The organism is Pseudomonas izuensis, assembly GCF_009861505.1.
Lineage (GTDB): Bacteria > Pseudomonadota > Gammaproteobacteria > Pseudomonadales > Pseudomonadaceae > Aquipseudomonas > Aquipseudomonas izuensis.
Map to the genome: position 1 here is coordinate 86348 of NZ_WTFT01000002.1, position 25403 is coordinate 111750.

At 59.1% G+C, this 25403-nt stretch carries 23 protein-coding genes; 19 read left to right on the forward strand and 4 right to left on the reverse strand.

The window, feature by feature from the left end:
- Positions 1 to 134 precede the first annotated feature (134 nt).
- Entirely contained in the window at positions 135 to 1433 is a 1299-nt protein-coding gene (gene argA / locus GPL81_RS00590) for an amino-acid N-acetyltransferase (protein WP_096514320.1), read from the forward strand.
- A 116-nt stretch (positions 1434 to 1549) separates the two neighbouring features.
- Here argA and tauA read toward each other — a convergent pair whose 3' ends face one another.
- Complete coding sequence (gene tauA, locus GPL81_RS00595; protein ID WP_160104799.1) at positions 1550 to 2539, reverse strand: taurine ABC transporter substrate-binding protein; 990 nt, start codon at positions 2537 to 2539, stop codon at positions 1550 to 1552.
- Positions 2540 to 2893: 354 nt separating this feature from the next.
- Between tauA and GPL81_RS00600 the strand changes: the two genes are divergently transcribed.
- The 9 genes from GPL81_RS00600 (at position 2894) to GPL81_RS00640 (ending at position 11935) form a co-directional block, all read left to right on the forward strand.
- The gene (locus GPL81_RS00600; protein WP_160104800.1) at positions 2894 to 4255 is read left to right on the forward strand and encodes an OprD family outer membrane porin; all 1362 of its coding nucleotides are present in this window, start codon (positions 2894 to 2896) and stop codon (positions 4253 to 4255) included.
- Positions 4256 to 4720: 465 nt separating this feature from the next.
- The gene (locus GPL81_RS00605) at positions 4721 to 6040 is read left to right on the forward strand and encodes an OprD family porin (RefSeq protein WP_160104801.1); all 1320 of its coding nucleotides are present in this window, start codon (positions 4721 to 4723) and stop codon (positions 6038 to 6040) included.
- Between the two features lie 283 nt (positions 6041 to 6323).
- Positions 6324 to 6962: a peroxiredoxin gene (locus tag GPL81_RS00610; RefSeq protein ID WP_096514324.1), complete on the forward strand. Its 639-nt coding sequence runs from the start codon at positions 6324 to 6326 to the stop codon at positions 6960 to 6962.
- 306 nt (positions 6963 to 7268) lie between these two features.
- Positions 7269 to 7862: an NADPH-dependent FMN reductase gene (ssuE, locus tag GPL81_RS00615; RefSeq protein WP_096514325.1), complete on the forward strand. Its 594-nt coding sequence runs from the start codon at positions 7269 to 7271 to the stop codon at positions 7860 to 7862.
- A gap of 90 nt (positions 7863 to 7952) precedes the next feature.
- Positions 7953 to 8918: a sulfonate ABC transporter substrate-binding protein gene (locus GPL81_RS00620; RefSeq protein ID WP_160104802.1), complete on the forward strand. Its 966-nt coding sequence runs from the start codon at positions 7953 to 7955 to the stop codon at positions 8916 to 8918.
- 25 nt (positions 8919 to 8943) lie between these two features.
- Positions 8944 to 10092: an FMNH2-dependent alkanesulfonate monooxygenase gene (gene ssuD, locus GPL81_RS00625; protein ID WP_007939251.1), complete on the forward strand. Its 1149-nt coding sequence runs from the start codon at positions 8944 to 8946 to the stop codon at positions 10090 to 10092.
- A gap of 8 nt (positions 10093 to 10100) precedes the next feature.
- Positions 10101 to 10883 (forward strand): aliphatic sulfonate ABC transporter permease SsuC, encoded by a 783-nt coding sequence (ssuC, locus tag GPL81_RS00630; RefSeq protein WP_046045148.1) that lies wholly within the window; start codon positions 10101 to 10103, stop codon positions 10881 to 10883.
- Positions 10880 to 11686, forward strand: a complete 807-nt coding sequence (gene ssuB, locus GPL81_RS00635) for an aliphatic sulfonates ABC transporter ATP-binding protein (RefSeq protein WP_160104803.1) — start codon at positions 10880 to 10882, stop codon at positions 11684 to 11686. The genes ssuC and ssuB overlap by 4 nt, the downstream gene beginning before the upstream one ends.
- 33 nt (positions 11687 to 11719) lie before the next feature.
- Positions 11720 to 11935, forward strand: coding sequence for a TOBE domain-containing protein (locus GPL81_RS00640; protein ID WP_007967989.1), 216 nt, complete (start codon positions 11720 to 11722; stop codon positions 11933 to 11935).
- A 136-nt stretch (positions 11936 to 12071) separates the two neighbouring features.
- On the opposite strand, the gene GPL81_RS00645 is transcribed toward GPL81_RS00640, so the two are convergent.
- Both GPL81_RS00645 and GPL81_RS00650 read right to left on the reverse strand, forming a co-directional pair.
- A complete protein-coding gene (locus GPL81_RS00645; protein WP_160104804.1) occupies positions 12072 to 12710 on the reverse strand; it encodes a TetR/AcrR family transcriptional regulator in 639 nt (212 codons plus the stop codon).
- A gap of 200 nt (positions 12711 to 12910) precedes the next feature.
- Positions 12911 to 14287: a glutamine synthetase family protein gene (locus tag GPL81_RS00650; protein ID WP_096514330.1), complete on the reverse strand. Its 1377-nt coding sequence runs from the start codon at positions 14285 to 14287 to the stop codon at positions 12911 to 12913.
- Positions 14288 to 14565: 278 nt separating this feature from the next.
- On the opposite strand from GPL81_RS00650, the gene GPL81_RS00655 reads away from it, so the two are divergent.
- The 8 genes from GPL81_RS00655 to GPL81_RS00690 all read left to right on the forward strand — a co-directional run bounded on the left by GPL81_RS00655 (position 14566) and on the right by GPL81_RS00690 (position 23329).
- A complete protein-coding gene (locus GPL81_RS00655; RefSeq protein ID WP_178122550.1) occupies positions 14566 to 14874 on the forward strand; it encodes a hypothetical protein in 309 nt (102 codons plus the stop codon).
- 90 nt (positions 14875 to 14964) lie between these two features.
- A complete protein-coding gene (locus GPL81_RS00660) occupies positions 14965 to 16323 on the forward strand; it encodes a glutamine synthetase family protein (RefSeq protein ID WP_160104805.1) in 1359 nt (452 codons plus the stop codon).
- A 58-nt stretch (positions 16324 to 16381) separates the two neighbouring features.
- A complete protein-coding gene (locus tag GPL81_RS00665) occupies positions 16382 to 17746 on the forward strand; it encodes an aspartate aminotransferase family protein (protein ID WP_160104806.1) in 1365 nt (454 codons plus the stop codon).
- 169 nt (positions 17747 to 17915) lie between these two features.
- Complete coding sequence (locus tag GPL81_RS00670) at positions 17916 to 19025, forward strand: polyamine ABC transporter substrate-binding protein (RefSeq protein WP_096514333.1); 1110 nt, start codon at positions 17916 to 17918, stop codon at positions 19023 to 19025.
- A 187-nt stretch (positions 19026 to 19212) separates the two neighbouring features.
- The gene (locus tag GPL81_RS00675; RefSeq protein ID WP_160104807.1) at positions 19213 to 20310 is read left to right on the forward strand and encodes a polyamine ABC transporter substrate-binding protein; all 1098 of its coding nucleotides are present in this window, start codon (positions 19213 to 19215) and stop codon (positions 20308 to 20310) included.
- Between the two features lie 72 nt (positions 20311 to 20382).
- The gene (locus tag GPL81_RS00680) at positions 20383 to 21525 is read left to right on the forward strand and encodes an ABC transporter ATP-binding protein (RefSeq protein WP_096514335.1); all 1143 of its coding nucleotides are present in this window, start codon (positions 20383 to 20385) and stop codon (positions 21523 to 21525) included.
- A 35-nt stretch (positions 21526 to 21560) separates the two neighbouring features.
- Entirely contained in the window at positions 21561 to 22442 is an 882-nt protein-coding gene (locus GPL81_RS00685) for an ABC transporter permease subunit (protein WP_246218866.1), read from the forward strand.
- On the forward strand, positions 22439 to 23329 hold the full coding sequence (locus tag GPL81_RS00690) for an ABC transporter permease subunit (protein WP_160104809.1): 891 nt from the start codon (positions 22439 to 22441) through the stop codon (positions 23327 to 23329). Before GPL81_RS00685 ends, GPL81_RS00690 begins: the two co-directional genes overlap by 4 nt.
- A gap of 148 nt (positions 23330 to 23477) precedes the next feature.
- On the opposite strand, the gene GPL81_RS00695 is transcribed toward GPL81_RS00690, so the two are convergent.
- On the reverse strand, positions 23478 to 24119 hold the full coding sequence (locus GPL81_RS00695) for an HD domain-containing protein (protein WP_160104810.1): 642 nt from the start codon (positions 24117 to 24119) through the stop codon (positions 23478 to 23480).
- Between the two features lie 299 nt (positions 24120 to 24418).
- Between GPL81_RS00695 and GPL81_RS00700 the strand changes: the two genes are divergently transcribed.
- A complete protein-coding gene (locus GPL81_RS00700) occupies positions 24419 to 25384 on the forward strand; it encodes a GlxA family transcriptional regulator (protein ID WP_160104811.1) in 966 nt (321 codons plus the stop codon).
- Positions 25385 to 25403: the final 19 nt, after the last annotated feature.

Here is a 25403-nt window from a genome sequence, read left to right on the forward strand (position 1 = left end):
TTGCCAGTGTCCCAACCCGTATTCATGAGGAGAGCGCGCGTGTCGCCAAGCCTGTTCCGACGATAACCACCAGCCCGCTGTGCGTTTTCTGTTTCGCCCTTTTTTCGGCTGCTATTTATTACAGGCCCAGGTTCATGCCCGAATACGTCAATTGGCTTCGTCACGCTTCGCCTTACATCAACGCCCACCGCGATTGCACCTTTGTCGTCATGCTCCCCGGCGACGGCGTCGAGCACCCCAACTTCGGTAACATCGTCCACGACCTGGTGCTGTTGCACAGCCTGGGCGTGCGACTGGTGCTGGTTCATGGCTCCCGCCCGCAAATCGAAGCGCGCCTTGCCGCCCGCGGCCTGACCCCGCATTACCACCACGGCATGCGCATCACCGATGCGGCGACCCTGGAGTGCGTGATCGATGCCGTCGGCCAGCTGCGCATCGCCATCGAAGCGCGGCTGTCGATGGATATGGCTTCATCGCCGATGCAGGGCTCGCGCCTGCGGGTGGCCAGCGGCAATCTGGTGACCGCACGGCCGATCGGTGTGCTCGAAGGTGTCGACTATCACCACACCGGCGAAGTGCGCCGGGTCGACCGCAAGGGCATCAATCGCCTGCTGGACGAGCGCTCCATCGTGCTGCTGTCGCCGTTGGGCTACTCGCCGACCGGTGAAATCTTCAACCTTGCCTGTGAAGACGTCGCCACTCGCGCGGCCATCGACCTGGGGGCGGACAAGCTGCTGCTGTTCGGTGCCGACCTTGGCTTGATCGATGAGCACGGACGCCTGGTTCGCGAACTGCGTCCGCAACAGGTGCCGGCGCATTTGCAGCGTCTGGGCAGCAATTACCAGGCCGAGCTGCTGGATGCCGCGGCCGAAGCCTGCCGTGGCGGCGTGGCCCGCAGCCACATCGTCAGCTACGCCGAGGATGGCGCACTGCTGACCGAGCTCTTCACCCGCGACGGTGGCGGTACCCTGGTGGCCCAGGAGCAATTCGAAGTGGTGCGCGAAGCGGCCATCGAAGACGTCGGTGGATTGCTGGACTTGATCAGCCCGCTGGAGGAGCAGGGGATTCTGGTGCGGCGTTCCCGCGAGGTGCTGGAGCGTGAGATCGAGCAGTTCAGCGTGGTCGAGCGCGAAGGCATGATCATCGCCTGCGCGGCGCTGTATCAGATTGCCGATTCGGATGCCGGGGAGTTGGCGTGCCTGGCGGTGAACCCGGAGTACCGTCATGGCGGTCGCGGCGATGAACTGCTGGAACGCATTGAAACCCGCGCCCGGGCCCAGGGGTTGAAAACCCTCTTCGTCCTGACGACCCGCACGGCTCATTGGTTCCGCGAGCGTGGATTTGCACCGAGCAGCGTCGAGCGCCTGCCATCGGCGCGGGCGTCGCTGTACAACTATCAGCGTAATTCGAAGATCTTCGAAAAAGCCCTCTGATCACGATTCGATCCCTGTAGGAGCTGGCTTGCCAGCGAAGACGTTCTTTCAGACGACAAATATGTCGACTGACCCGCCGTCTTCGCCAGCAAGCCGGCTCCTACAGGTCGGTGGGGTTACTCGGTGACGAATTTCGCACTGACATACGGCGAGTAATCCGGCAGTACCGTTTCAACCTTCCCTTGCTCCTTCAAGAACTTCGCCGTCTCGCCGATGGCCTTGGCCGTACCGCCGTCGAGCAGCGCGCGGGTCTGTTGCGCCTTTGCGTCGGGGAACGCGGAGCCGGCCAGCAACTCCGGCACATCAGCGGCATTGGCACCGGTCAATTTGGCGATTTTCTGTACTGGTACGGAGTCCGCAGTCCAGCTGTCTTTATGCGCTGCATAGTCGGCGAACGAGTCCAGGGTGACCTTGGCGAATTTAGCCACTACGTCCGGGTGCTTCTCGGCGTAATCCTTGCGCGTCACCCAGACCTCGAACGTCGGCGCGCCCCACTGGCCGACCTGTGCCGCATCGGTCAAGGTCTTGCCAGTCTTGCGAATTTCCCCCAGGGCGGGCGACCAGACGAACGCGCCATCAATGTCCCCACGCTTCCAGGCGGCGGCGATTTCCGCTGGCTGAAGGTTCACCACTTTGACTTTCGAGGCGTCCAGTCCCCAGTGCTTGAGTGCCCCGAGCAGGCTGTAGTGAGAGGTGGAAACGAACGGCGTGGCGATGGTCTTGCCGATCAGATCTTGGGGTTTCTCGATGCCGCTGCCATTGCGCACCACCAACGCCTCGGCAGCGTTGATCTGCGCGGACACGATGAACGCGACAATCGGCAGGTTGCGCGAAGCGGCCGCCGCCAGCGGGCTGGAGCCGAGGTTGCCGATTTGCACATCGCCCGACGCAATGGCCGTTACCACTTCGGGGCCGCTGTTGAAGCGTCGCCAGTCGATTTTCTCGCCGATAGTTTTTTCGTAGAGGCCATCCGCCTGGGGCACTTTGCTGGGGTCGATACCCGTCTGGTAGCCGACGGTAAGGTTCGCCGCATGGGCGGAAAAAGATATTACGAACGATACACAAACTGTAACAATTGGGCTGGATAGTGCGCGTTTGGTCGGCATGGCGTTGGCCTTTTCGATTGGAATTGTTACGGAATTGCTTCCAAACCTAATCGATCTAAAAAACGCCTAATAAATACCATTTAGGAATTAGCTTATGAGCCGGCTGCTCTACGCTAAGGGGGGTGAGATAAATTCCTAAAGGGTATGAGAAAAGGATTCATGCATTCTTTTCAGGTTTATGACGAACTCATGACCTGCAGGGACCAAAAAACCGGGGATTAGACTATGGTCGTAGACACACATGGTTACGATTGACTTGTGGGTCACGCTCTGGCGCTAATCGCGCATCTTAGGACCAGGGACATTGATTCCGGGCCAGGAACACAAGAATTAGAGACGATAGGAGCTTAAACAATGAACAAGTCCACGTTGGCACTGGCCGTGGCTGTAGGGGTTATGGCGCAGCAGGCAGGCGCCGCGGGTTTCATCGAAGACAGCAAGGCTTCCATTAGTTCGCGCACCATGTATTACGACGCCGATGTGCGTGAAGCTCCTAGTAGTACCGCTCCTAGTAATGCTAAAAACAGGCAGCGCGAAACCGCTGAAGGTCTCAAGTTCGACTACCTGTCCGGTTTCACCCAAGGTACCGTTGGTTTCGGTATCGACGCCCAAGCGCTGGTAGGTATCCATCTGGACGGTGGCAAGGGCCATCACCCAACTGGTAACGCCAACTCATTCTTCCCTAGCGATGGCGATGCGTCTGCCGACGAGTGGAGCCGTGCAGCAGCCAACGTGAAGGCACGCTTCTCGAAGACCGAGGCCCACCTGGGTGGCGCCCTGCAACCCAACATGCCGATCCTGATCGCGAACGACAGCCGTTTGCTGCCACAAACCTTTGACGGTGGCACCATCACCTCGAAGGAAATCGACAACGTGACCTTCAACCTGGGTCAGCTGGAGCACGCGCAGGGTCGCGCCTCCTCGAACTCCACTGGCCTGTCTGTGAATGGCGCTACTCAGGACAGCAACCAGTTCCGTTACGCCGGTGCTGACTGGAAGGTCACCAAAGACCTGTTGCTGCAGTACTACTACGCGAACCTGGAAGACTTCTACAAACAGAACTTCCTCGGCCTGGTGCACGTTTACCCGATCGCGCCGAATCAGTCGTTCAAGACCGATATTCGTTATTTCGACAGCAGCTCTGACGGCAAGAACGGCAACGGCACGGCCGGCTACCAATTCAACAACAACAGTGGTTTCGCCAAGACCCCGGGCGAGGTTGATAACAAGACCTGGAGCGCCACGTTCACTTACACCCTGGGCGGCAGTGCGTTCCTGCTCGGTCATCAGCGTGTCAACGACGACGGCGGCTTCGTTTTCTTGAACCAGGGCAGCCTTATTGATAGCCAGGGTCGTCAAGAAGGTGCCGGCGGCTCCAGCTTCTACTCCTTTACCGATGCCACGGTTGGCAGCTTTATCCGTGCCGGTGAAAACACCACTTACGGTCAGTATTCCTATGACTTCGCCTCACTGGGCGTGCCAGGTCTGAAAGCTTCGATTGCTTACCTGGATGGCCGAAACATCAAGGCTACCAGCGGTTCTGGTCCAGACCTGAATGAACACGAGACCGATGCGCGTGTGGACTACGTGATTCAAACAGGTCCACTCAAAGGCTTTGGTACGACGCTGCGTCACGGTACTTATACCGGGAACACCAGCACTGCTGACCAAGACCAGACCCGTCTGATCTTCAACTACACCTACAGCTTCATGTAAGCAGTAGCCAAAAGAGCCTCGTCTGCGGACGAGGCTTTTTTTCGGCTTTGTTTTTATATTCCATAAAAGTTGCACGTGATTATTTTTTATTCTTTTTAGATTTGTCCGCAAACACCTAAAGTAGCCCCACCTGACACCATCAGGCCCCCGCACGACCCGCTTCACTTTTCGCCTCGAACAACTTCCGGAATGGGTTTTCAAACCAGTACCTCTGTCTTGGTTCGGACAACTGCCGCAAATACATATTCCATTACGCTATTAATAAGAATGAACTGATTCTTTTTGGCTTTATGAGCATGTATCCTGCGCGGCCCAAAAAAGGGTGGTCAGGCCGGCGCTGTAGCAACACGGCAGGTCAGGATCGACCGGTGGGCACGATCTGGCGCTGATCACGCAACTCAAGGATCCGGGGCATTCGACCCAGGACCGGCAACACAAGAATTAGAAACGATAGGAGCGAAACACATGAACAAGTCCACCCTGGCCCTGGCTGTGGCCGTAGGGGTTTTGGCGCAGCAGGCGAGCGCCGCCGGTTTCATCGAAGACAGCAAGGCTACTTTGGGGCTGCGTAACTTCTACATCAACACCGACTACCGTGACGGCACCGGTCCGAACAAAAACGAAGAATGGGGCCAAGGCTTCGATCTGCGTTTCATCTCCGGTTACACCCAAGGCACAGTCGGCTTCGGGGTTGATGCCATTGGCCTGTTGGGCGTGAAGCTGGACTCGGGTGGCGGCACCAACGGTGCAACAAGCAACTCTTATGGCGGCACTGTTTTCCCAAGCAAATCCAACGGCGAAGCGGTTGATAACTTCTCCAGCCTGGGCCTGACGGCCAAAGCCAAGGTTTCCCAGACGGAACTGAAGCTGGGCACTCTGCAGCCGAAACTGCCGGTGATCGTGACCAACGACGGTCGTCTGCTGCCGCAAACCTGGCAGGGTGGCCAGATCAGCTCGAACGACATCAAGGACCTGACCCTGATCGGTGGTCAGATCGAGCAGGCAAAAGGCCGTAACTCGAGCAACAACCAACAGTTGTCGATCTCGGGTGCCAACGGCCGTACCGCTTCGGCGCGCGACAGCAACAAGTTCATCTACGCCGGTGGTGACTACAAAATCACCAAAGACCTGACCGCCCAGTACTACTACGGCAACCTGGAAGAGTTCTACAAGCAGCACTTCCTGGGTCTGGTTCACAACTGGGCAATCGGCCCTGGCGTACTGAAGTCTGATTTCCGTTACTTCAACAGCCGCAGCGACGGCGCCAATGGTAACGACAAGAACTTCTTCACGACCGGTTACTACGGCGGTGGCGTTACCAAGGGCAAGGTCGACAACAACCTGTACAGCGGCCTGTTCCTGTACTCCGTTGCCGGTCACACCTTTGGTGGTGGTTATCAGGCCAGCACGGGCGACAGCGATTTCCCTTGGCTGAACCAGGGTGACGGCTCGTCGAACTACACCATCACCGACTCGCAGATCCAGAAGTTCGGTCGTGCCGGCGAACGCACCTGGCAGGGTCGCTACTCCTTTGATTTCGCCAGGCTTGGCGTACCCGGCCTGACCGCCGGTGCCGTTTACCTGCACGGCGACAACATCAATAACGTTGCCGGTGACAAGTCCGAGTGGGAACGCGACCTGACCGTGGGTTACGTCGTCCAGTCGGGCGCGTTGAAAAACCTCGGCGTGACGTGGAAAAACGCCATGTGGCGTACCGACCTGCCGAACACTCGTTCCCAGGACGAAAACCGCCTGATCGTCAGCTACTCGATCCCGCTGTTGTAATCATCGAAGCAAAAAAAAGCCCCGCCCGGCATCACGCCGGGCGGGGCTTTTTCGTTTTTCAAGCCGGGCTCACCCCCGTAAACCCGTCTTGAAATTCCCCTCTTTGCAGCAACTCAAGGCCTTCTCGAACCTTGTCGGCGATGTTCGGCGGGATGCGTGATCGCGTCCAGTGAACAGATCTTTAATATTTCTTTTCGATCTAAATAAATTGATATTTATTCTTTTTAATAGATAAGAAACCCAGGCACAGTTGAGCTCAACAGCACACATCAGGAGCGACACCATGAGCATCAGACTGGGCGACATTGCCCCCGACTTCGAACAGGATTCCAGTGCCGGCACCATCCGTTTCCACCAATGGCTGGGCGATAGCTGGGGCGTGCTGTTTTCCCATCCGGCGGACTTCACGCCGGTGTGCACCACTGAGCTCGGCTTCACGGCCAGGTTGAAAGATGAATTCGCCAAGCGTGGGGTCAAGGCCATCGCGCTGTCGGTCGACCCGGTGGATTCGCACCATCGGTGGATCGAAGACATCAACGAAACCCAGAACACCGTTGTCAACTTTCCGATCCTCGACGACGCCGACCGCAAGGTCTCTGACCTCTACGACCTGATCCATCCCAATGCCAACGACACCCTCACGGTGCGCTCGCTGTTCGTGATCGACCCGAACAAAAAGGTCCGGCTGACCATCACCTACCCGGCAAGCACGGGCCGCAACTTCAATGAAATCCTGCGGGTGATCGACTCGCTGCAACTCACCGACAACTACAAAGTGGCCACTCCGGCCAACTGGCAGGACGGTGACGAGGTGGTGATCGTGCCGTCACTCAAGGATGAAGACGAGATCAAACAGCGGTTTCCCAAGGGGTATCGCGCCGTTAAGCCATACCTGCGCCTGACCCCACAACCGAACCGGTAGCGCGAACCTGTGGGAGCAAGGCTTGCCCGCGATGGCGTCCTGCGTCACGACAGAAATACCGAGTTGTATTCATCGCGGGCAAGCCTTGCTCCCACAGGGGGTATGTACAGATACACAAAGCAGGGGATTTCAGGCCGTTTCGACGGCCTGTTTTTTTGCCTGGAGAATGTTGATTTTCATATCTCTTAAACGAATAACCAAATGAATAAATATGATTTATGGATATATAAATCACCTGTTAAGGTCACTCCATCGAAGCGAGATCGCAAACCGCGAATCGCCGACACCGTTCAAGGAATCGTCTGAATGCTGGTTGTCTCACTCGGTGGCAGTCCCAGCCAACGCTCCCGTTCCGGGGTGCTGCTGGAGCGCTCTCGGCGTTGGTTGCAAGGGCAGGGCGTGGAGGTGGTGAGTTACCAGGTACGGGACTTCCCGGCTGAAGACTTGCTGCATGCACACTTCGACAGCCCGAAGGTGATCGACCTGCTGCAACAGATTGAAAACGCCGATGGCTTGTTGATTGCCACCCCGGTTTACAAGGCTTCGTTCTCCGGTGCGCTGAAAACCGTACTGGACCTGCTGCCCGAGCGCGCTCTGGCTCACAAAGTGGTTCTGCCGATGGCCACCGGGGGCAGTATCGCCCACATGCTGGCCGTGGATTACGCGCTCAAACCGGTGTTGTCGGCGTTGAAAGCCCAGGAACTGCTCCAGGGCATTTTCGCGGTCGATAGTCAGATCGCTTACGGCGAAGGCAGCGCCCAGGCGCAGTTGGCGCCGGAGCTGGAAGAAAGACTGAATGAATCGCTGGAGTTGTTTTTCAGCGCCATGGCGCGACGGCCCAAGCCGCTCGATCCGAACCTGTTGAATGATCGTTTGTTGAGTGCTCGCTGGAGCATTTAAGCCTCACCTGAAGATTGATGTACTGGCCTTACTCGCCCGCTAACGGGCAAGCAGGTGCAGCCAAAACCCAACTGCAAAAAGGAGAGCGCCATGCGCCCTGTCATTTTGCGTCGCGGTCTGGTCGCTCTGTTTGCTGCGGCTGTCACCTTCGGCGCCATTACTCAAGCTCAAGCTGAAACCCTCCGAATCGGCTATCAGAAATACGGCACCCTGGTGCTGCTCAAAGCCAAAGGCACCCTGGAAAAACGCCTCGCCGCCCAAGGCGTGGACGTGCAATGGACTGAATTCCCCGGCGGCCCGCAACTGCTCGAAGGCCTGAACGTCGGCTCCATCGACTTCGGCGTGACCGGTGAAACACCGCCCGTGTTCGCCCAGGCAGCGGGCGCTGATTTGCTCTACGTCGCCTACGAACCGCCTGCGCCCCACAGCGAGGCGATCCTGGTGCCGAAGGATTCTCCGATCAAATCGGTGGCGGAGCTCAAGGGCAAGAAAGTCGTCCTCAACAAAGGCTCCAACGTGCATTACCTGCTGGTTCGCGCACTGGAAGACGCCGGCCTCAAATACACCGATATCCAGACCGTATTCCTGCCACCTGCCGATGCCCGCGCCGCGTTCGAGCGTGGCAGTGTCGATGCCTGGGTCATCTGGGACCCGTACCAGGCGGCTGCCGAGCAACAACTGCAAGCGCGCACCCTGCGCGATGGGCAGGGCATCGTCGACAACCATCAGTTCTACCTGGCGACCAAACCTTACGCTCAAAAGAATCCCGAGGTGATCAAGACCCTGGTGGAAGAAGTGCGCGCCGTCGGCGAGTGGTCCAGGGCTAACCCGCAGGACGTGACCCGACAGGTTTCGCCACTGCTCGGCCTGCCGGCAGACATCACCCTGACCTCGGTGAAACGCCAAGGCTACGGCGCGCTGTTCCTGACCCCGGAAGTGGTCGCCGCCCAGCAGAAAATCGCCGACAGCTTCTACCAGCTCAAGCTGATTCCCAAGCCGCTGAGCATCAAAGACGTGATCTGGACGCCACCGGCGGCCGTAGCGAAAGCCCAGTAAACCGATTCCCCAAGGAGACCACTCCATGAGCCTCAATATCTTCTGGTTCCTGCCTACCCACGGCGACGGCCATTACCTTGGCACCGCCGAAGGCGCTCGCGCCGTCGATCACGGTTACCTGCAACAAGTCGCGCAAGCGGCGGATCGCCTGGGTTTCGGTGGGGTGTTGATTCCGACCGGCCGTTCCTGCGAAGACTCGTGGCTGGTGGCGGCGTCGCTGATTCCGGTGACCCAGCGCCTGAAATTCCTCGTCGCCCTGCGCCCCGGGATCATTTCCCCGACGGTGGCGGCGCGTCAGGCGGCGACGCTGGATCGCTTGTCTGGCGGGCGGGCGCTGTTCAACCTGGTAACAGGCGGTGATCCGGAAGAGTTGGCCGGCGATGGCCTGTTCCTCAGCCATGAAGAGCGCTATCAGGCCTCTGTGGAATTCACCCGCATCTGGCGCCGCGTGCTGGAAGGTGAAACCGTCGATTACGACGGCCAGCACATCAGTGTGAAGGGCGCGAAGTTGCTCTATCCGCCGATCCAGCAACCCCGTCCGCCACTGTACTTTGGTGGTTCTTCGGAAGCGGCACAGGACCTGGCGGCAGAACAAGTGGAAATGGTGTTGACCTGGGGCGAGCCGCCAGCAGCCGTTGCCGAAAAGATCGAACAGGTGCGCGCCAAAGCCGCCAAGCTCGGTCGCACCGTGCGCTTCGGTATTCGTCTGCATGTGATCGTGCGTGAAACCAACGCCGAGGCCTGGCAAGCGGCGGATCGCCTGATCTCGCACCTGGACGACGACACCATCGCTCGCGCCCAGGCCTCGCTGGCGCGCTTCGATTCGGTCGGCCAGCAACGCATGGCGGCGCTGCACGGTGGCAGTCGCGACAACCTGGAAGTCAGCCCCAACCTGTGGGCCGGTGTCGGTCTGGTGCGTGGCGGTGCCGGTACGGCGCTGGTGGGCGATGGCCCGACCGTGGCCGCCCGCGTCAAGGAATACGCCGACCTGGGCATCGACACCTTCATCTTCTCCGGTTATCCGCACCTGGAAGAGTCGTACCGCGTCGCTGAACTGTTGTTCCCGCATCTGGATATCGAACGTCCCGAGTTGCCGAAAAGCGCCGGTTACGTCAGCCCGTTCGGCGAGATGGTCGCCAACGATATTCTTCCCAAAGCCGCGTCCCAGAGCTGAGGCGCGCCATGAAGAAAATCATCCACAGCCTCGCGCCCTGGGCGTTGCCGGTATTGCTCCTGGCGGTATGGCAGTTGTCGGTATCGGCGGGCTGGTTGTCGACACGGATTCTGCCGGCGCCCATCGCCGTGATCGAAGCCGGTGTCAGCCTGGTGCGCAGCGGTGAAATCTGGACGCACTTGGCGATCAGCGGCTGGCGTGCCGCGTTGGGCTTTGCCATTGGCGGCAGCATTGGTCTGACCCTGGGTTTTATTACCGGTCTGTCGAAATGGGGTGAACGCCTGCTCGACAGTTCGGTGCAGATGATCCGCAACGTGCCGCACCTGGCGCTGATTCCCCTGGTGATCCTGTGGTTTGGCATCGATGAGTCGGCGAAGATTTTCCTGGTGGCGCTGGGCACCTTGTTCCCGATCTACCTCAACACCTATCACGGCATCCGCAATGTCGACCCGGCGCTGGTGGAGATGTCCCGCAGTTACGGCTTGTCCGGGTTCAGCCTGTTCCGCCAGGTGATTCTGCCGGGCGCGCTGCCTTCGATCCTGGTCGGTGTGCGCTTCGCCCTGGGCTTTATGTGGCTGACGCTGATCGTCGCCGAAACCATTTCCGCCAGTTCCGGCATCGGCTATCTGGCAATGAATGCCCGTGAGTTCTTGCAGACCGACGTGGTGGTGCTGGCGATTCTGCTGTACGCGGTGCTTGGCAAACTGGCCGACCTCGCCGCCCGTGGTCTTGAGCGTGTATGGCTGCGCTGGCACCCGGCCTATCAGGTCGTCAAGGGAGGTGCCGCATGACTGCTCAACAACCTCCACGCCTGCTGCGCGGGATTCCGCTTGCAGTGCGCAAGTTGCAAAAAACGTTCGGCTCGCGGCAGGTGCTGCGCGAGATCGACCTGCACATTCCGGCCGGTCAGTTCGTCGCGGTGGTCGGTCGCAGTGGCTGCGGCAAAAGCACGTTGTTGCGCTTGCTGGCCGGTCTCGATCAGCCGACGGGCGGTGAGCTGCTGGCCGGTTCCGCACCTTTGAGTGAAGCGCGGGAAGACACCCGGTTGATGTTCCAGGAAGCACGCCTGCTGCCATGGAAAAAGATCATCGACAACGTCGGCCTCGGACTCAAGGGCAACTGGCGCCCACAAGCGCTGGAAGCGCTGGACGCGGTCGGTCTGGCGGATCGCGCCAACGAGTGGCCGGCGGCGTTGTCGGGTGGGCAGAAGCAGCGTGTGGCCCTGGCTCGCGCGCTGATTCATCAACCGCGCCTGCTGTTGCTCGACGAACCGTTGGGCGCGCTGGATGCGCTGACCCGGATCGAAATGCAGCAACTGATCGAGCGGCTCTGGCAACAGCATGGCTTCACGGTGTTGCTGGTCACCCATGACGTCAGCGAAGCAGTGGCGATTGCCGATCGGGTGATCCTGATCGAAGACGGCGAAGTCGGCCTCGACCTGCACGTAGAGCTGCCGCGCCCTCGGATACGCGGTTCCCATCGACTGGCGGCGCTGGAAACCGAAGTCCTCAATCGCGTGCTGTCACTGCCCGGCCAACCGCCGGAGCCGGAACCTGTTTCACCCTTGCCTACGCAATTGCGGTGGGCTCAATAACTCAAGCCTTATCCAACGACAGGAATCAACATCATGACTATCAAGGCCATCAACGTCCGCAACCAGTTCAAAGGCTCCATCAAGGAAATCGTCCTCGGTGACGTGCTGTCGGAAATCGACGTGCAAACCGCTTCCGGTATCGTCACATCGGTGATCACCACCCGTTCGGTGAAAGAGTTGGAGCTGGCGGTGGGCAGCGAAGTGATCGCCTTTGTGAAATCCACTGAGGTGTCGATCGCCAAGTTGTAAGCGCGTGCAGTGCGCACAACCCCGGAGCGCCCTTCGGGGTTTTATGCTTTCGGACGCCTTCGCTGGCAAGCCAGCTCCTACGGGTGACTGCATACTCTTGTAGGAGCTGGCTTGCCAGCGAAGAGGCCTGACCCGCTCACGCAGGATTGGCGCGCTTGGGCAAATACGGCGGCAAATACAACCCAAGATACGCATCAAACACCCGCATCCCTTCTTCCGCCATGCGCGCAGTGATCTGCCCATGTTGCTGCACCGAGCGCGCATAAACCCGGTCACCGAGCTCCATGGCCAGGGCAAACACATCGACATCGCTCGGCAATTTCGGCAATTCGAAATGATGGTCGAACAGCTTGTGCATCAGGTCGCCCAGTTCAATGTCGTGCTGACGGTCGGCCTGGGTGACTTCGGTCAGGCCATGCTGGGCGAGGATCAACTGGCGGGCGGCGGCGTCTTCGCTGTAGATCGCCAGCATGCGCTGCTCCACCAATCGCGACAGATCGCGCCAGCCGCCGAGGGCTTGATGGTCGATAGGCGCTTGCAAGCAGGCGCGGAACGCAGCGTGGACGTCGGCGGTCAGGGCTTCGAGCAGGGCCGGGACGCTGGCGAAGAAGTGGTAGACGGAAGAGGGCGGGATCTCCGCGCGCTCGGCGACGCTGTAGATCGACAGACTGGCCACGCCCTCGGCGGCCAGCAGTGTGCGGGCGGCATCGAGTATCGAGTCGATTCGGGCCTGGCTGGCTGCGCGGGGTTTGCGGGGGGTGGCGGTGCGCGTCATTGGAGTCTCCTGCGGGGCAGGGGGCATTGTAAGTGCAGGCATCTGTGTTGTCTGCCTGGACGCCTTCGCTGGCAAGCCAGCTCCCACAGGTTACTCACTGTCCCTGTGGGAGCTGGCTTGCCAGCGATCCGCCGAAGGCGGCCATAAAAAAACGCCGCCGGCCTTATCAGCCGGCGGCGTTCCTTTTTTACTGCAGCCGCTTACACGGTATGCAGGTACCAGTTGTACTCAAGGTCGGAGATGGAGTGTTCGAACTCCTCCAGCTCGCTCTCTTTGCACGCGACGAAGATATCGATGTATTTCGGATCGATGTACCTGGCCATGACTTCGCTGTCGTCCAGTTCACGCAACGCATCGCGCAAGTTGTTCGGCAGGCTTTGCTCGTTCTGCTCGTAGCTGTTGCCTTCCACCGGAGCACTCGGTTCGATCTTGTTGACCAGACCATGGTGCACGCCCGCCAGGACCGAAGCCATCAGCAGATACGGGTTGGCATCGGCGCCGGCCACACGGTGCTCCAGACGCACCGCGTCGGCGGAGCCGGTCGGAACGCGCAGGGCCACGGTGCGGTTGTCCAGGCCCCAGCTCGGAGAGTTCGGCACGTAGAACTGTGCACCGAAACGACGGTACGAGTTAACGTTCGGGCAGAGGAAAGCCATTTGTGCGGGTAGGGTCTCGAGCACACCGCCGATCGCGTGTCGCAGCGCGGCGTTCTGCTCGGGATCCTCACTGGCAAAAATATTCTTGCCGTCTTTGTCGAGAATCGAGATATGGACGTGCAGACCGTTACCCGCCTGGCCTGGGTAAGGCTTGGCCATGAAGGTGGTGTCCATTTCATGGTCGTAGGCGATGTTCTTGATCAGGCGCTTGAGCAGCACTGCATAGTCGCAGGCCTTGATCGGGTCGGCCACGTGGTGCAGGTTCACTTCGAACTGCGCCGGGGCACTTTCCTTGACGATGGCGTCGGCCGGGATGCCTTGCTCTTTCGCACCTTCCAGAATGTCCTGGAGGCAGTCGACGTATTCGTCGAGGTCGTCGATCAGGTAGACCTGTGTCGAGTGCGGACGCTTGCCGGAAACCGGTGAGCGAGGTGGTTGCGGACGACCGTTCACGTTCTCCTGGTCGATCAGGTAGAACTCCAGTTCGAACGCGGCGCAGATGGTCAGGCCCATTTCGTCGAACTTGCGCACGACATTGGCCAGCACTTCACGCGGGTCGGCGAAGAATGGCTCGCCTTCGAGTTCGTGCATGGTCATCAACAGTTGCGCAGTCGGGCGCTTCTGCCAGGGCTCATTGCACAGGGTGTCGGGGATTGGATAGCAGATTCGGTCAGCATCACCGATGTCCAGGCCCAGACCGGTGCTTTCCACCGTCGAGCCGTTGATATCCAGAGCAAATAGAGAGGCCGGCAGGTTGATGCCTTTCTCGTAAACCTTGTGGAGGCTGGTGCGTTCGATGCGCTTGCCGCGCACCACACCATTCATATCCGCAATCAGAAGGTCAACGTACAGAACCTCAGGATGTTCCTTAAGGAACGCGTTCGCTTCGTTAAGCTGAACGGCACGCGGGGGTACCGACATGATGCAACACCTTTGTTGTTAAAAATATCAATCATTGATCTTTTCTGGTTTCAGTCAACCCGAACGGCCTGCCGAAGTCAAGCGAGGCCTTATGTGCCCTGAAAAAGCGCCATGAGGGCATTTATGGGGCACTTTGGGGCATTTTTTTGTTCTCGAGAGACATGGCTCCAGCACGTTTGAGCGGACCGTGTTGTATTTTTTACGGGGGTGTTGTGTAAAAAAATGAACAAGGCTAAGCTCGAATCAAACCCATAACAGCAATAATACCGGGGTGCTTCATGTCTCGCCTGCCGTTAATCGGCGTCACCGCCTGCTCTACGCAGAACGGTCGGCATGCTTATCACATCAGTGGCGACATTTACGCCAACACTGTAGCCGCTGCGGCTTCGAGCCTGTCGGTGATCCGTGTTTCCCAGGCGGTCAGACCCTCCCTGTCCGATATTCTGGACGGCCCTGATGGCACACCCATTACGGTTACTCCATTCAATATAGAACCGATTCACAATAGCGGCTCAGCCATCGTGCAGAGTACCGTTGGCGGTTGCGCACGCCCGACGTTTACCGGGCTGTCCGGAAAACCACGGTAGCCTGTGCCAGACACGCATTTCAACGCGACGCCGATGCGTCAAACATCGCCTGACACACAACGTCAGGAAACTCAAAGCCTAGAGGCATTTATGAGTAACAACCTCGACCAGCTCACCGATTGGTTGAAAAACCACAAGATCACAGAAGTCGAATGCATGATCGCTGACTTGACCGGGATTACCCGGGGCAAGATTTCGCCGACCAACAAATTCATCGCCGAAAAAGGCATGCGTCTGCCAGAAAGCGTGCTGTTGCAGACCGTGACCGGCGATTACGTCGAAGACGACATCTATTACGAACTGCTCGACCCGGCCGACATCGACATGATCTGCCGTCCCGACCAGAGCGCGGTGTATCTGGTGCCATGGGCTATCGAGCCGACCGCCATCGTCATCCACGATACCTACGACAAACAGGGCAACCCGATTGAGCTGTCGCCGCGCAACGTGCTCAAGAAAGTCCTGAAGCTCTATGCCGACAAAGGCTGGCAGCCAATCGTGGCGCCGGAAATGGAGTTCTACCTGACCAAGCGCAGCGACGACCCGGATTATCCGCTGCAACCGCCGATCGGCCGCTCCGGTCGCCCGGAAATCGGTCGCCAGTCGTTCTCCATCGAAGCGGCGAACGAATTCGATCCGCTGTTCGAAGATGTCTACGACTGGTGCGAACTGCAGGACCTGGACCTCGACACGCTGATCCACGAGGACGGCACGGCGCAGATGGAAATCAACTTCCGTCATGGCGATGCCCTGTCCCTGGCCGACCAGATCCTGGTGTTCAAGCGCACCATGCGCGAAGCCGCGCTCAAGCATGATGTGGCCGCGACCTTCATGGCCAAGCCGATGACCGGCGAGCCGGGCAGTGCCATGCACTTGCACCAGAGCATCATCGACATGGAGACCGGCAAGAACATCTTCTCCAATGAAGACGGGACCATGAGCCAGTTGTTCCTGCACCACATCGGTGGCTTGCAGAAGCTCATCCCCGAGCTGTTGCCACTGTTCGCTCCCAACGTGAACTCGTTCCGCCGCTTCCTGCCGGACACCTCGGCACCGGTGAACGTGGAGTGGGGCGAAGAAAACCGCACCGTGGGCCTGCGGGTACCGGATGCGGGGCCGCAAAACCGTCGGGTGGAAAACCGCCTGCCGGGCGCCGATGCCAACCCGTACCTGGCGATTGCCGCGAGCCTGCTCTGCGGTTACATCGGCATGGTCGAAGGCCTGAACCCAAGTGCGCCGGTGGTGGGCCGTGGCTATGAACGCCGCAACCTGCGACTGCCACTGACCATCGAAGATGCGCTGGAACGCATGGAACACAGCTCAACCATCGAGAAGTACCTGGGCAAAAATTTCATCACTGGCTACGTCGCGGTCAAGCGGGCCGAGCATGAAAACTTCAAGCGCGTCATCAGTTCGTGGGAACGGGAATTCCTGCTGTTTGCCGTCTGATGCGCTGGGCGCCGTCGATATCGGGCGGCGCTTTCACCTGATTTTTTAGGAGATCCGTATGACCAACAAGAACCCGCAAACCCGTGAATGGCAAACCCTGAGCAGCGATCACCACCTGGCCCCGTTCAGCGACTTCAAGCAGCTGAAAGAGAAAGGCCCGCGGATCATCACCAACGCCAAGGGCGTTTATCTGTGGGACAGCGAAGGTAACCAGATCCTCGACGGCATGGCCGGCCTGTGGTGCGTGGCGATCGGTTACGGTCGTGATGAACTGGCCGATGCCGCCAGCAAGCAAATGCGCGAACTGCCGTATTACAACCTGTTCTTCCAGACCGCTCACCCGCCGGTACTGGAACTGGCCAAGGCCATCGCCGACATCGCGCCAGAAGGCATGAACCATGTGTTCTTCACCGGTTCCGGCTCCGAAGGCAACGACACCATGCTGCGTATGGTCCGCCACTACTGGGCGATCAAGGGCCAGCCGAAGAAGAAAGTCATCATCAGCCGCAAGAACGGCTATCACGGTTCCACCGTGGCCGGCGCGAGCCTGGGCGGCATGACCTACATGCACGAACAGGGCGACTTGCCGATTCCGGGCATCGTCCACATCGCCCAGCCGTACTGGTTCGCTGAAGGCGGCGACATGACGCCGGAAGAGTTCGGCATCTGGGCAGCCAATCAGCTGGAAGAGAAGATTCTGGAAGTCGGCGTCGACAACGTCGGTGCCTTTATTGCCGAGCCGATCCAGGGCGCCGGTGGCGTGATCATTCCGCCAGACAGCTACTGGCCGCGCATCAAGGAAATCCTCGCCAAGTACGACATCCTGTTCGTCGCCGACGAAGTGATCTGTGGTTTCGGTCGCACCGGTGAGTGGTTCGGCAGCGATTTCTACGACCTCAAGCCCGACATGATGACCATCGCCAAAGGCCTGACCTCCGGCTACATCCCGATGGGTGGCCTGATTGTGCGTGATGAAGTGGTCGAAGTACTCAACGAAGGCGGTGACTTCAACCACGGCTTCACCTACTCCGGTCACCCGGTCGCAGCCGCTGTGGGTCTGGAAAACATCCGTATCCTGCGCGACGAAAAAATTGTCGAGCGCGTGAAATCGGAAACGGCACCGTATTTGCAGAAACGTCTGCGGGAGCTGAACGATCACCCGTTGGTGGGCGAAGTTCGTGGGGTGGGTCTGTTGGGGGCCATCGAACTGGTCCAGGACAAGGCCACGCGCAAGCGTTATGAAGGCAAGGGCGTCGGCATGATCTGCCGGCAATTCTGCTTCGATAACGGGCTGATCATGCGTGCCGTGGGGGACACCATGATCATCGCGCCGCCGCTGGTGATCAGCAAAGAGGAAATCGATGAGCTGGTGGCCAAGGCGCGCAAGTGCCTGGACCTGACCCTGAGTGCACTGCAGGGCTAAGTGCTAGGCTCTGAGCGGGAGTATGAAACTTTCGCTCAGCGTCGCCATAAAGGGCGGCCTTTCCTTGAAAGACCGCCTCGGATCTTGCCAGACTAGCCGCGGTTCCAGTTGTCCGGGTTCGGCCGCTGAACAAAGTGGTTCAAAAAAAGAAAAATTTGGAGCATGACGCATGAAGGCATTAGGTAAAAAGCTTGCTGGCAAGACTCTGCTCGCCCTGTCCATTGCGGGCATGATGGCGGGCGCAGTACACGCGGACGACAAGGTGTTGCACGTTTACAACTGGTCCGACTACATCGCTCCGGACACCATCGCGAACTTCGAGAAAGAGTCCGGGATCAAGGTGGTCTACGACGTATTCGACAGCAACGAAACCCTGGAAGCCAAACTGCTGGCGGGCAAGTCCGGCTACGACGTGGTCGTACCGTCGAACAACTTCCTGGCCAAGCAGATCAAGGCCGGCGTCTATCAGGAGCTGGACCAGTCCAAGCTGCCTAACTGGAAAAACCTGAACCAGGACCTGCTCAAGGCCGTTTCGGTCAGCGACCCTGGCAACAAGCACGCCTTCCCGTATATGTGGGGCTCGATCGGCATCGGCTACAACCCGGAGAAGGTCAAGGCTGCGCTGGGCGTGGACACCATCGATTCCTGGGACGTCCTGCTCAAGCCGGAAAACATCGCCAAGCTCAAGGGTTGCGGTGTGAGCTTCCTCGATTCGCCGACCGAAATGCTCCCGGTCGCGCTGCACTACCTGGGCCTGCCAACCGACAGCCAGAAGAAAGAAGACATCAAGAAAGCCGAGGATCTGTTCCTCAAGATTCGTCCATCGATCACCTATTTCCACTCGTCCAAGTACATCTCCGACCTGGCCAACGGCAACATCTGCGTAGCCGTCGGCTACTCGGGTGACGTGCAGCAGGCCAAGTCCCGTGCCGCCGAAGCCGGTGACAAGGTGAAAGTCAGCTACGCCATTCCGAAAGAAGGTGCGGGCAGCTTCTTCGACATGGTTGCCATTCCCAAGGATGCCGAGAACGTCGAAGGCGCCTACAAGTTCATGACCTTCCTGCAGAAGCCTGAAGTCATGGCCGGTATCACCAACGCCGTACGCTTCCCGAACGGCAACGCCGCTGCAACACCTCTGGTGGAGAAAGACATCACCAGCGATCCAGGCATCTACCCGCCGGCCGACGTGCAGGCCAAGTTGTATGCCATCGCCGACCTGCCAGCGGCGACCCAGCGTGAAATGACCCGCAGCTGGACCAAAATCAAATCCGGTAAATAAGCCGGTTTGATGCAATAGCCTGTTGTCGTCATCCAGGTGATGGCGACAACAGGTTGAATTAAATGACAAAAGTTTTGCTGGAACGGTTTTTCGAGGGTAAGTTGCGCGCCGGTTTTGTTGCTGGGCAATCACGGTTGTCATGTAACGCGGGGCAACTTGGGCCCAACTAATTTTAGAGGACCTCCACTTGCCTATTTCTTCTTTGTTGCGCAATGCCATGTTGCTCGGCGCCGGACTGACGCTTGCCGTCAGTGTCCAGGCCGCCGGCACCGTGCATATTTATAACTGGTCCGACTACATCGGCGAGTCCACCCTGGCCGACTTCCAGAAAGAGACCGGGATCAAGCCGGTCTATGACGTGTTCGACTCCAACGAAACCCTGGAAGGCAAATTGCTGGCCGGGCGCACCGGTTACGACGTGGTCGTGCCGTCCAACCACTTCCTTGGCAAGCAGATCAAGGCCGGGGCTTTCCAGAAACTCGACAAGTCGAAGTTGCCGAATTATTCGAACCTCGACCCGGTATTGCTCAAGCGTCTGGAACAGAACGATCCGGGTAACCTGTACGCGGTGCCTTACCTGTGGGGCACCAATGGCATCGGTTACAACGTCGACAAGATCAAGGCTGTACTGGGTGTCGACACGATCGACTCCTGGGCCGTGCTGTTCGAGCCGGAGAACATCAAGAAGCTGCACAGTTGCGGCGTGGCGTTCCTCGACTCCGCCGATGAGATGATGCCGACCGTGCTCAACTACATGGGCCTCAATGCCAACAGCACCAACCCCGAAGATTACAAAAAGGCCGAAGAAAAGTTGCTGGCGGTGCGGCCTTACGTGACCTACTTCCACTCTTCCAAGTACATCACCGACCTGGCCAACGGCGATATCTGCATCGCGGTCGGGTTTTCCGGTGACATGTTCCAGGCCCGCAACCGGGCCAAGGAAGCCAAGAAAGGCGTGAAGATCGCCTACACCATTCCCAAGGAAGGTGGCGCGCTGTGGTTCGACATGCTGGCGATTCCGAAGGATGCGGCCAACGTCAAGGAAGCACACGCGTTCATCAACTATTTGCTGAAACCTGAGGTGATCGCCCAGGTCAGTGATTATGTCGGCTACGCCAACCCTAATCCCGGGTCGGACAAACTGATGGAACAGTCCATTCGCACCGACGAAGCGGTTTATCCACCGCAAACAGTCCTCGACAAGACCTACGTGTCCATCGAGTTACCACCAAACATACAACGTTTGATGACCCGCAGCTGGACCAAGGTCAAGTCGGGTAAATAGCTTCAAGGCTCAAACTATCCAAAGTTGGCTCACCTTGAGCGAACTGCACTCTTTTTTTTGGGAGTTTCGTAAATGGCAGTTGCCTCCGGCGCCTATAAGAAAGCCCTCGAGGGCGACCAGTCACCTAAGCAGGTGCTGGTCAAAATCGACCGGGTCACGAAGAAGTTCGACGAGACGATTGCCGTGGACGATGTGTCCCTGGAAATCAAGAAAGGCGAAATCTTCGCCTTGCTCGGCGGTTCGGGATCGGGCAAATCGACCTTGCTGCGCATGCTCGCAGGTTTCGAACGGCCCACGGAGGGGCGCATCTTCCTCGATGGCGTAGACATCACCGACATGCCGCCCTACGAGCGGCCGATCAACATGATGTTCCAGTCCTACGCCCTGTTCCCGCACATGACCGTGGCACAGAACATCGCCTTCGGCCTCAAGCAGGACAAGCTGCCCGCCGCTGAAATCGATGCGCGAGTGGCCGATATGCTCAAGCTGGTGCAGATGAGCCAGTACGCCAAGCGCAAGCCGCATCAGTTGTCCGGCGGCCAGCGTCAACGTGTGGCCCTGGCCCGTTCGCTGGCCAAGCGGCCGAAGTTGCTGCTGCTCGATGAGCCGATGGGCGCACTGGACAAGAAGCTGCGTTCGCAAATGCAGCTGGAGCTGGTGGAGATCATCGAGCGCGTCGGAGTAACCTGCGTCATGGTGACCCACGACCAGGAAGAGGCCATGACCATGGCCGAGCGCATCGCGATCATGCACCTGGGCTGGATCGCCCAGATCGGCAGCCCGATCGACATCTACGAAACCCCGACCAGTCGCCTGGTCTGCGAATTCATCGGTAACGTCAACATCTTCGACGGCGAAGTGATTGACGACGCCGAAGGCCACGCGACCATCACCTGCAAGGACCTGGACCGCCAGATCTACGTGGGCCACGGCATCAGCACCTCGGTGCAGGATAAATCCGTGACCTACGCGATCCGTCCGGAAAAACTGATCGTGACCCCGACCCAGCCGACCTGCGAATACAACTGGTCCAGCGGCAAGGTGCACGACATCGCCTACCTGGGCGGGCACTCGGTGTTCTACGTCGAACTGCCGAGCGGCAAGATCGTCCAGTCCTTCGTCGCCAACGCCGAACGCCGCGGCACACGTCCGACCTGGGGTGACCAGGTCTACGTGTACTGGGAAGACGACAGCGGCGTGGTACTTCGCTCATGAACATGCGCAAACTCAAACGCCGCCTCAATCGAATAATTCCCGGTGGCCGTCAGCTGGTCATCGGGGTTCCCTTCATCTGGTTGTTCATGTTCTTCATGTTGCCGTTCTTCATCGTCCTGAAGATCAGCTTCGCCGAAGCCGACGTGGCCATTCCGCCGTACACCGAGATCTACAACTACGCCGAGCAGAAGCTGCAGATTCTGTTGAACCTGGGCAACTACTCGATGCTGGCCGGCGACGAGTTGTACATCGCCGCGTACTTTGGCTCGTTGAAGATGGCGTTTTTCAGCACCATCCTCTGCCTGCTGATCGGCTACCCGATGGCCTACGCCATCGCCAGTGCCCGCAAAGAGCTGCAAACGGTGCTGGTGCTACTGATCATGATGCCGACCTGGACCGCGATCCTGATCCGCGTCTACGCGTGGATGGGCATTCTCAGCAACAACGGTCTGCTTAACGGCTTCCTGATGAGCATGGGCTGGATCAATGAGCCGCTGCAGATCCTCAACACCAACCTGGCGGTTTATATCGGTGTGGTTTATTCCTACCTGCCGTTCATGATCCTGCCGCTGTACGCCAACCTGGTGAAGCACGATCACAGCTTGCTGGAAGCCGCGTCGGACCTGGGTTCGAGCACCTTCAACAGCTTCTGGAAGATCACCATCCCGTTGTCCAAGAACGGCATCATCGCCGGCTGCATGCTGGTGTTCATCCCGGTGGTGGGTGAGTTCGTGATCCCGGAACTGCTCGGCGGCCCGGAAACCCTGATGATCGGTAAAGTGCTCTGGCAAGAGTTCTTCAACAACCGTGACTGGCCGGTGGCGTCTGCCCTGGCGGTGGTGATGCTGGCGATCCTGATTGTGCCGATCATCCTGTTCAACCGCAGTCAGGCCAAGGAAATGGAGGGTAAAGAATGAAGCGCTTCCGTTTCTCCAGCCTGATGCTGGTACTGGGTCTGCTGTTCATCTACGCGCCGATGCTGATTTTGGTGATCTACTCGTTCAACGCCTCGAAACTGGTGACGGTATGGGGCGGCTGGTCGATCAAGTGGTACGTCGGCCTGATGGACAATACACAACTGATGGGTTCGGTGGTGCGCTCGCTGGAAATCGCCTGCTACACGGCGGTTGCGGCAGTCGCGCTGGGAACGCTGGCCGCGTTCGTCCTGACCCGCATCACCCGCTTCAAGGGCCGCACGCTGTTCGGTGGCCTGGTCACCGCGCCACTGGTGATGCCGGAAGTGATCACCGGCCTGTCGCTGTTGCTGCTGTTCGTGGCCATGGCACAGATGATTGGTTGGCCACAGGAACGCGGCATCGTGACCATCTGGATCGCCCACACCACGTTCTGTGCGGCGTATGTGGCGGTGGTGGTGTCGGCGCGCTTGCGTGAGCTGGACCTGTCCATCGAAGAGGCGGCCATGGACCTCGGTGCGAAACCGTGGAAAGTGTTCTTCCTGATCACCATCCCGATGATCGCGCCATCCCTGGGGGCTGGTGGCATGATGTCTTTCGCCCTGTCCCTGGATGACCTGGTACTGGCGAGCTTCGTGTCGGGTCCCGGGTCCACGACCCTGCCGATGGAAGTGTTCTCCGCGGTGCGCCTGGGCGTGAAGCCGGAAATCAACGCCGTGGCCAGCCTGATTCTGTTGGCGGTATCGTTGATGACCTTCTTTGTGTGGTTCTTCAGCCGTCGTGCCGAAGAAAGCCGCAAGCGTGCGATTCAGCAGGCTATCGAAGAAGGCGCTGCCGACTCCTGGAAGCAACCGGACGTGCGCCGCGCGCAGGCGCCGGAAGCGGCTTGAACCTCAAATTGGGTTGACCACACCTTCGTGATCAACCCAAATCCCCTGTAGGAGCCGGCTTGCTGGCGAAGGTGTGTCAGTCGACATCAATGTTGCTGACCCACCTTCGTCGGAACGCCGCCCGCAGCAAGCCGGCTCCTACAAGGCTCTATGCGATCCAGGGAGAATTGCGGATGACCTCGACAAAGTTCATCGGCTTGAACCCCGGCTCCTGATCCATCAGCACATCGGTCTTCACGTTGCCGAACGTAGTCTGCGGACGATGACGCAAGCCGTCGGCGAAGGCGCAGATGATGCACTCCTTGAACCCTTCACCCCGTGGATGCGCATGCACCACCGCTTCGCGCTGCACGGTGGAAAACGCCGCGTAGTCCATGCCTAGCACATCCATCTCAACGCCGGCGGTCACCAGCGCCACGGTCGGCCGCAGGTGTTGCGGCACACCCGGCGTGGTGTGCAGGGCAATCGACAGCCAGACCTGCTCGATATCGTCGTCGCTGAATCCGTAAGGCTTGAGGAACGCCGCTGCGGCGTTGGCGCCATCGACTTCGAAACGCTCGTTGTCGCTGCGGTAACCTTCCACCAGACCCAGGTCATGGAACATCGCGCCGATGTACAGCAACTCCGGATTGTAGGCCAGTTGCTTGCGCTCTCCGCTGAGCGCACCGAACAGAAACACCCGACGCGAGTGGTGATAGAGCAAGTCGGATTCGATGTCGCGGATGTATTCGGTGGCGGCTTTTGCCAATGCGCTGTCGGGGATTTTGATACCGGCAATGGTGGTGCTCATGGGCGTTTCCTCAAAGTGAACGCCTTGGCGGCGCTGAGGTGTCCAGTCTGTTCGGGCACCCCGAACCGGACAATCGATCCATGGCTGCGATCCCGGTCAATAAGCATGCATATCGCGCCAGCCTCGCTTCCAACGTACTTATTCGCTACGGTGAGTTGCATGCTCGCTTTTTTGTGGGAGCAAGGCTTGCCCGCGATGGCGCCCTTGAGATCGCCATCGCTGGCAAGTCGGATCGCCGCCCGCATGCTCCCACAAAAGCGGTTTGTGTCGACTCTGATCCCCCAAGAGCTTTTCCAACCATGCAAAAAACCATCGCCATCGTGGTGTTCGCCGGCGTCCAGTCACTGGACGTTACCGGACCCATGGATGTGTTTTCCGAGGCCAATCGTTTCCTCCCGCCTGAGGATCACTATCGGCTGGAGGTGATTGGCGTGGAGCGCGGGGTGATGGCGTGTTCCAACGGTCTGGCGCTGAGCGCCCATCGGCATTTCAGCGAAGCGTTGCAGGCCTGCGACCTGCTGTTGGTTGCCGGCGGACCGCAATTGCCGTTCATGGATTTCGGTGCCGCGTTCGATGCCTGGCTGCGTGATGCCTGTGCGCGGGCTGCGCGCTTTGGTTCGATCTGCAATGGCGCGTTCATGCTTGCCCGGGCGGGATTGCTGGAGGGGCGGACGGTGACCACCCATTGGAGCGATGCCGCGACGCTGGCCGCGCTGTGCCCGACGACTCGGGTCGAAGCCGACCGTTTGTACGTGCAGGATGCCGAGCTCTATACCTCGGCCGGTGTCACGGCGGGAATTGATCTGTCGTTGTACCTGTTGGGTCGTGATCACGGGCCGGACGTGGCGCTGAGCGTGGCCAAGCGGCTGGTGGTGTTCACCCAGCGCTCGGGTGGCCAGTCACAATTCAGCCCGTTCCTTACACCCCACGCCGAGCCGACCTCGGCCGTGGCGATGGTCCAGCACTACGTATTGGCCAACTTGACCGGCGACCTGACCATCGCTGACCTGGCCAAGGCCGCCAACATGAGTGCGCGCAATTTTTCCCGGGTATTTGCCAGGGAAGCGAAAATCACCCCGGCCGAATTCGTCGAGCGGGCGAGGGTGGATGCGGCGCGAGTGATGCTGGAAAGCACCAGCGCACCGCTCAAGACCGTGGCGTACCAGTGCGGATTTCGTGATGCCCAGCATATGCGCAGCGTGTTCAACCGCAGGCTGGGGGTGACGCCGCAGCAGTTCAGGCAGAATTTTGCGGCGATGGTCTGAGCTGAACTTTGTGGTGTTT